Below are 5397 nucleotides of genomic sequence, written 5' to 3' on the forward strand. Positions count from 1 at the left end.
CAAAGAGGCACTCGTAAAGGCTTTTTTCAAGATATCCTCTCTTTGTCCAAGTATCTACTATTCCGAAGTTGGCACCATCTCCTCGACTTTATGCTCGGCGATGCGGAACCAGAACCTTTCATCCCTGCAAATACTTCTTAATTTTTGAATTTGGAATTGCTGACATGATGGCTATTATCTCCCGCAGTATTGGCTCCAATATTGCCACTCAGAATAGTGACATTCTCTTCAAAATCTCTTTGTTCTAGAAAAAGTTCATTTCCCTCAAAACCACCATAAACTTCCACTCCACTGGGGATCACAAAACTAATATCTCGATCGCCATCGGTAGTTGGAAGATAAGTACCTTCGGCAACCCATATATCATCACTGGCACCAGCGATCGCCAAAGCAGATTGTAAATCTGTAAAAGCATTGCCCCAAGAAGAACCATTATTAATACCAGTTGCGTCAACATCAACAAAAATAGTAGCCATAAATATCAGCCTGTCAGTAAAAACTCGTAGATTAACTTGAGAATACCACTGAAATTATTTTGTAGAGAATAAGTTACGAAAAGTTTTAAGATTGCGCGATCGCCGTTAAACAATTCTGTTGTTGCTTGTTTCAACTATTTATGCCATCTGCCATCTGCCCTCTGCCCTCTGCCCTCTGCCTTCACGAATACATCTGCCCTCATAAATAAAAAACCCTGGCATATTTGCCAAGGTCGAGCAGGAGAAATCTATTATTAGAAAGAGGAAAAAGAAAATATTTTAAGCTAGCAAACCCAATTTTTTGCCATTGTCGCGGGCAGTTCTGATGAAGTTTTGTCTAGCCGTTCTTTCGATACCGAGGCGGTTACAAACATTCGTGATGACTTTGGAATGTAGAGCGATCGCCTTACCACGAAGCTTATTGAATTTAGCTTTACCTAGACTATTACGAAACAAAACTACGATGGGTGCAAACATAATTATCTTCTATCCTTATTTATTCAAAATTGACCAAAAAATTTTTGTTTAACTTAATTTGTTGTCGAACTTAGTTTCCTAAAACGATTAGCTAACGGCAAAAGAAATAAAGATTGTAGCTGTGACCAATAATGCTGCAAGCGCACCCTGTTGTAGATAGCGACGTTGTTCGTAGAACCCTGGATATTGAGCATAGGTCATTTTAGGTTCAGAAGCGTAGTTGTTAAGAATTCCGTTGTCAAGTTGAGTAGTTTGCATAATATTTTTTTTGATTTAGTTGTCTGTGTTTTTCTTTATGTAAATAAATGTAACAGATATTTTAAGAAATGTAAACAGTAGTTGACAAAAAAATATATATACTATCTATAAGCAGGGCTAATCAAGGCGAATAGACTAGCTTCTAACGCCCAATATGATTGACAAAACCCACTATTGAGTTTGCCTAGAACACTTAGAGACAGACTGATACAGTAATTTTTGAAATAGGATGAACAATATTCGGTTTACAAAACTTTGATTGTTACAAACAAAAAAAGCCCTTGTTAATGCGCCAGGGAGTCTCTCGCTTAGTTCGTAAGACGCTTTCTTTTTCTCAGAAGCTCCAGAAGAATCATATTGGAGCTATCTGGATATTTATTTGTACACTATTGCGTTGATAGCCCTCTGTGTCTTATGCGTAGCGGTATCTATACTCTGCGTGAAATAAGGCAAATTATTTAATAACTTGTACAGTTGCCAAAGTATCATCACGACAACCAGTAATTACTCCTCCACAATTCAATACCTTCTGTAGATAGGCGATCGCATCTTGAGTAATTATTTCTCCTGGCATTAATATCGGAATACCTGGAGGATAGGGACAAATCAACTCCCCCGAAATGCGATCGCGTGCTTGAGACAAAGGAATAGTTTCCGTAACAGCAAAATAAGCTTGACGCGGTGATAATTCCAGAGTCGGGGACTCTTGCCAAGAATAGTTAAGAGTTAAATGATCACAATCAGCTAGAGAGCTGTTAGCAGAATCAGCAAGGGTTTTAATCCCAGTTACTAATTTCTCAATATCTTGAGCCCTATTACCCAGAGAAATAATAAAAGTCAGATGCTTCAGTAAAGGGAGTTCGCAAATAACTCCTAGTTCATCACAAAGAATCTCGTCGGCCTCATAACCAGTAATTCCCAATTGCCCAATATTAATAGTGAGGCGAGTTGGATCTAGATAACTAAACCCTGGTTGGGGAGAAAATTCTAAGAGCTCAATCCCCTCAATCTTAGCTAATCTTTTTCTGGCTAATTGGGCTAATGCGATCGTTTGTGTCATTAATTCTTTACCCTGTAATGCCATTTGTTTTCGGGCAGCATCTAGGGATGCGAGGAGAATATAACTTGGGCTAGTAGATTCGACTAGCGCTAAAGCTTTGCTAAGGCGTTGCGGATCTATTCTGTTTCCTTGTAAATGCATCATGGAAGCTTGAGTCATGGCACTCAAAACCTTATGAGTTGACTGTATAGTTAAATCTGCACCAATACTCAAAGCACTGGGTGGTAAATCGGGATGAAAAGCAAAATGTGCGCCGTGAGCTTCATCTACTAACAATGGAATATCATATCGATGAGTAATGTTTGCGATCGCGCTCAAATCTCCGCAAATTCCCTGATAACTCGGATGCAACACCATCACTGCTTTACAATCTGGATGTTCTGCCAAAGTCTTTTCGAGAGCTTCAGACGTAATACTATAGACTAAATCTTGCTTCGGCTGATATTCAGGATTGATAAAAACTGGGATTGCACCCGAGAGAATCAAACCTGCGATCGCAGACTGATGAATATTGCGCGGTAAAACTATTTTATCTCCTTCGCTACAAGTAGCCAGGATAGCAGCCATAATGCCGCAGGTAGAGCCATTTACCAGAAACCAAGTTTGTGACGCCCCAAAACAATGAGCCGCTAGTTCCTGCGCTTTTGCGATCGCGCCTGTAGGAGCAAATAAATTGTCTAATCCTGGTAATTCAGGCAAATCAGCTCGAAAGACTTGTGCGCCGAGCAATTTCTCCAAGCTTGTATTAATTCCTCGCCCTTTTTTATGCCCAGGAGTATAAAACGCAGCATGTTTTTCCTCTGCGGCGCTTTGTAATGCATTAATTAAGGGAGTTTCTTGATGATCCATATACATTGAACCTAATCCCTAAAACCTAATTTATTTAAAGTATCAATGAAGTTATTACGTATTTATGCAAATTTCCAGTTAATTAAAAATAATTTACCAGGGAATTGTGAGCTAGTTATTAAATCAACTTTATATCTCGATGATATTACGTAAAGATTCAGTAAAAATAAGCTTTTTAGTATACGGAACAAGTGTATTTTCTGATATTGTTTAATCAAATGAAACAAAGGAATATATAAAAGGTATATAAGTAAATGTATTTAATAGATAAAGAATATCAGGTTGTGGAAAAAACTCAAAAAAAGATTCTTGTAGTAGATGACGATCCTGCCTTACAAAATTTGATCTGTCGATTCTTCAAATATAATAACTATGCTACAGAATCTGCTTTTGATGGCAAGAATGCAAGACAGCAACTAATTAGGTTTAAACCAGACTTGGTCATCTTAGATGTTAATTTACCAGACGATACAGGGTTAAATTTATGCCAAGAGATGAAAACTAATCAGACATTAGTTGTAATGTTAACATCTATGAACGATACAAATTATGTTTTAGAAGCCTTTGCTAAAGGCGCCGATGATTATATAACTAAACCTTTTAACTTACAGATATTGAAGGCAAAAATTGATGCCTTATTTAGAAGAGTATCTACTAGTACTCCGTCCTATTTTAATAAAAATAAGCCTTTGATTCTCAATCAGCTAAAAATTGATTTTTGTCGTAGGGAAGTTATTTCTGACGGAGAGATTATTGCTCTAACAGCGTTAGAATTTGATCTTCTACATTTTTTGGCTACTAATCCCAATCGAGTTTGGGATCGTGGTGAATTAATTAGCGCAATTTGGAATCGTGACAACTACACAGGAGAAGATCGTAAAGTCGATATTCATATCGGTAGAATCCGCAAGAAAATTGGTGACCAAGAAGGCAAACTAATTAAAACCATCTGGGGTAGAGGTTATATGTTTGAGATGTCCAATCAGAATCAAGTACAATTAGCAAATTGATCGATAAGCGAAGGAAACTTTCGTAAAAAAATTAATATGTTAAGAGCTGGAATTGTTGGACTACCTAATGTTGGTAAATCTACCCTATTTAATGCCCTGGTAGCTAATGCTCAAGCTGATGCTGCAAACTTCCCCTTCTGTACTATTGAACCCAATGTGGGAGTGGTCTCGGTTCCTGATGAAAGACTAGAAGTTCTAGCAAAAATCTCGAACTCACAAAAAATTGTGCCCACCCGTATCGAGTTTGTCGATATTGCAGGTTTAGTCAAAGGTGCTAGCCAAGGGGAAGGTTTGGGTAATAAGTTTCTGGCTAATATTCGAGAAGTAGACGCGATCGTTCACGTAGTACGTTGTTTTGATGACGACGATATTATTCATGTCTCAGGTTCAGTCGATCCTGTCCGAGATATTGAAGTAATTAATTTAGAATTATCTTTGGCCGATTTAAGTCAAATTGAAAAACGACTTCAAAGAGTCCGCAAACAAGCGAAAAAAGAAAAAACAGCTCAAGCAGAATTAGATATTCTCGAAAAACTGAGTGTTGCTTTAAATGATGGCAAATCGACAAGACAAGTTGAGTTGAATAAAGATGAAGAGGCAATTATTAAACCTCTAGGATTATTAACCAGAAAACCCATAATTTACGCTACAAATGTTGCCGATGATGATTTAGCCTCTGGTAATAAATGGGTAGAAGAAGTTAAAGAATTTGCGATTAACGAGTCTGCTTTGGTGGTTATTGTATCGGCACAAGTGGAGTCTGAATTGGTCGAATTAGCAGAAGAAGAAAAGCAAGATTTTCTCGAATCATTGGGCGTTACAGAAGGTGGGTTAAAGTCTTTGATTAAAGCGACCTACGAACTACTAGGTTTACGCACTTATCTAACTACAGGAGAAACCGAAAGCCGTGCTTGGACAATTACAGCAGGAATGAAAGCTCCGCAAGCTGCGGGAGTAATTCATACCGATTTTGAGAAAAAGTTTATCAAAGCAGAGACTATTGGCTATGAAGATTTTGTGACATCTGGATCGAAAGGAACGGCCAAGGAAAAAGGTTTGATCCGCTTTGAGGGCAAGGATTATGTTGTCCAAGAAGGTGATGTGATTGAATTTCGGGTTGGGGGTTAAATTAAGAAAATCAGTCATCAGATAATGGGAGTGATTAAACTAGTGGACGCGGGCGTAAATAAGACAACCATCAACGAAGAGCAAAAAGCTGATATATCAAGACTTATTACTCATTACTTATTACTTATTACTTCCGCGC

Annotated in this window: 7 protein-coding genes; 2 read left to right on the forward strand and 5 right to left on the reverse strand. The window is 38.0% G+C overall.

Annotation, left to right across the window (positions count from 1 at the left end; translation table 11 throughout):
* Positions 1–137 precede the first annotated feature (137 nt).
* The 5 genes from XEN7305_RS00470 to XEN7305_RS00485 all read right to left on the reverse strand — a co-directional run bounded on the left by XEN7305_RS00470 (position 138) and on the right by XEN7305_RS00485 (position 3126).
* Complete coding sequence (locus XEN7305_RS00470; RefSeq protein ID WP_006507328.1) at positions 138–476, reverse strand: hypothetical protein; 339 nt, start codon at positions 474–476, stop codon at positions 138–140.
* 5 nt (positions 477–481) lie between these two features.
* Positions 482–610: a hypothetical protein gene (locus tag XEN7305_RS29920; RefSeq protein ID WP_255324932.1), complete on the reverse strand. Its 129-nt coding sequence runs from the start codon at positions 608–610 to the stop codon at positions 482–484.
* A 145-nt stretch (positions 611–755) separates the two neighbouring features.
* Entirely contained in the window at positions 756–953 is a 198-nt protein-coding gene (locus XEN7305_RS00475) for a hypothetical protein (RefSeq protein WP_006507329.1), read from the reverse strand.
* 87 nt (positions 954–1040) lie between these two features.
* On the reverse strand, positions 1041–1211 hold the full coding sequence (gene psb34 / locus XEN7305_RS28450; RefSeq protein ID WP_006507330.1) for a photosystem II assembly protein Psb34: 171 nt from the start codon (positions 1209–1211) through the stop codon (positions 1041–1043).
* Between the two features lie 454 nt (positions 1212–1665).
* Positions 1666–3126, reverse strand: coding sequence for an aminotransferase class I/II-fold pyridoxal phosphate-dependent enzyme (locus tag XEN7305_RS00485; protein WP_006507331.1), 1461 nt, complete (start codon positions 3124–3126; stop codon positions 1666–1668).
* A 248-nt stretch (positions 3127–3374) separates the two neighbouring features.
* Here XEN7305_RS00485 and XEN7305_RS00490 point away from each other — a divergent pair, with 248 nt between their 5' ends.
* Complete coding sequence (locus XEN7305_RS00490; protein WP_006507333.1) at positions 3375–4130, forward strand: response regulator transcription factor; 756 nt, start codon at positions 3375–3377, stop codon at positions 4128–4130.
* A gap of 36 nt (positions 4131–4166) precedes the next feature.
* On the forward strand, positions 4167–5258 hold the full coding sequence (gene ychF / locus XEN7305_RS00495) for a redox-regulated ATPase YchF (RefSeq protein ID WP_006507334.1): 1092 nt from the start codon (positions 4167–4169) through the stop codon (positions 5256–5258).
* Positions 5259–5397: the final 139 nt, after the last annotated feature.

The sequence above is a fragment of the Xenococcus sp. PCC 7305 genome (assembly GCF_000332055.1).
GTDB lineage: Bacteria > Cyanobacteriota > Cyanobacteriia > Cyanobacteriales > Xenococcaceae > Xenococcus.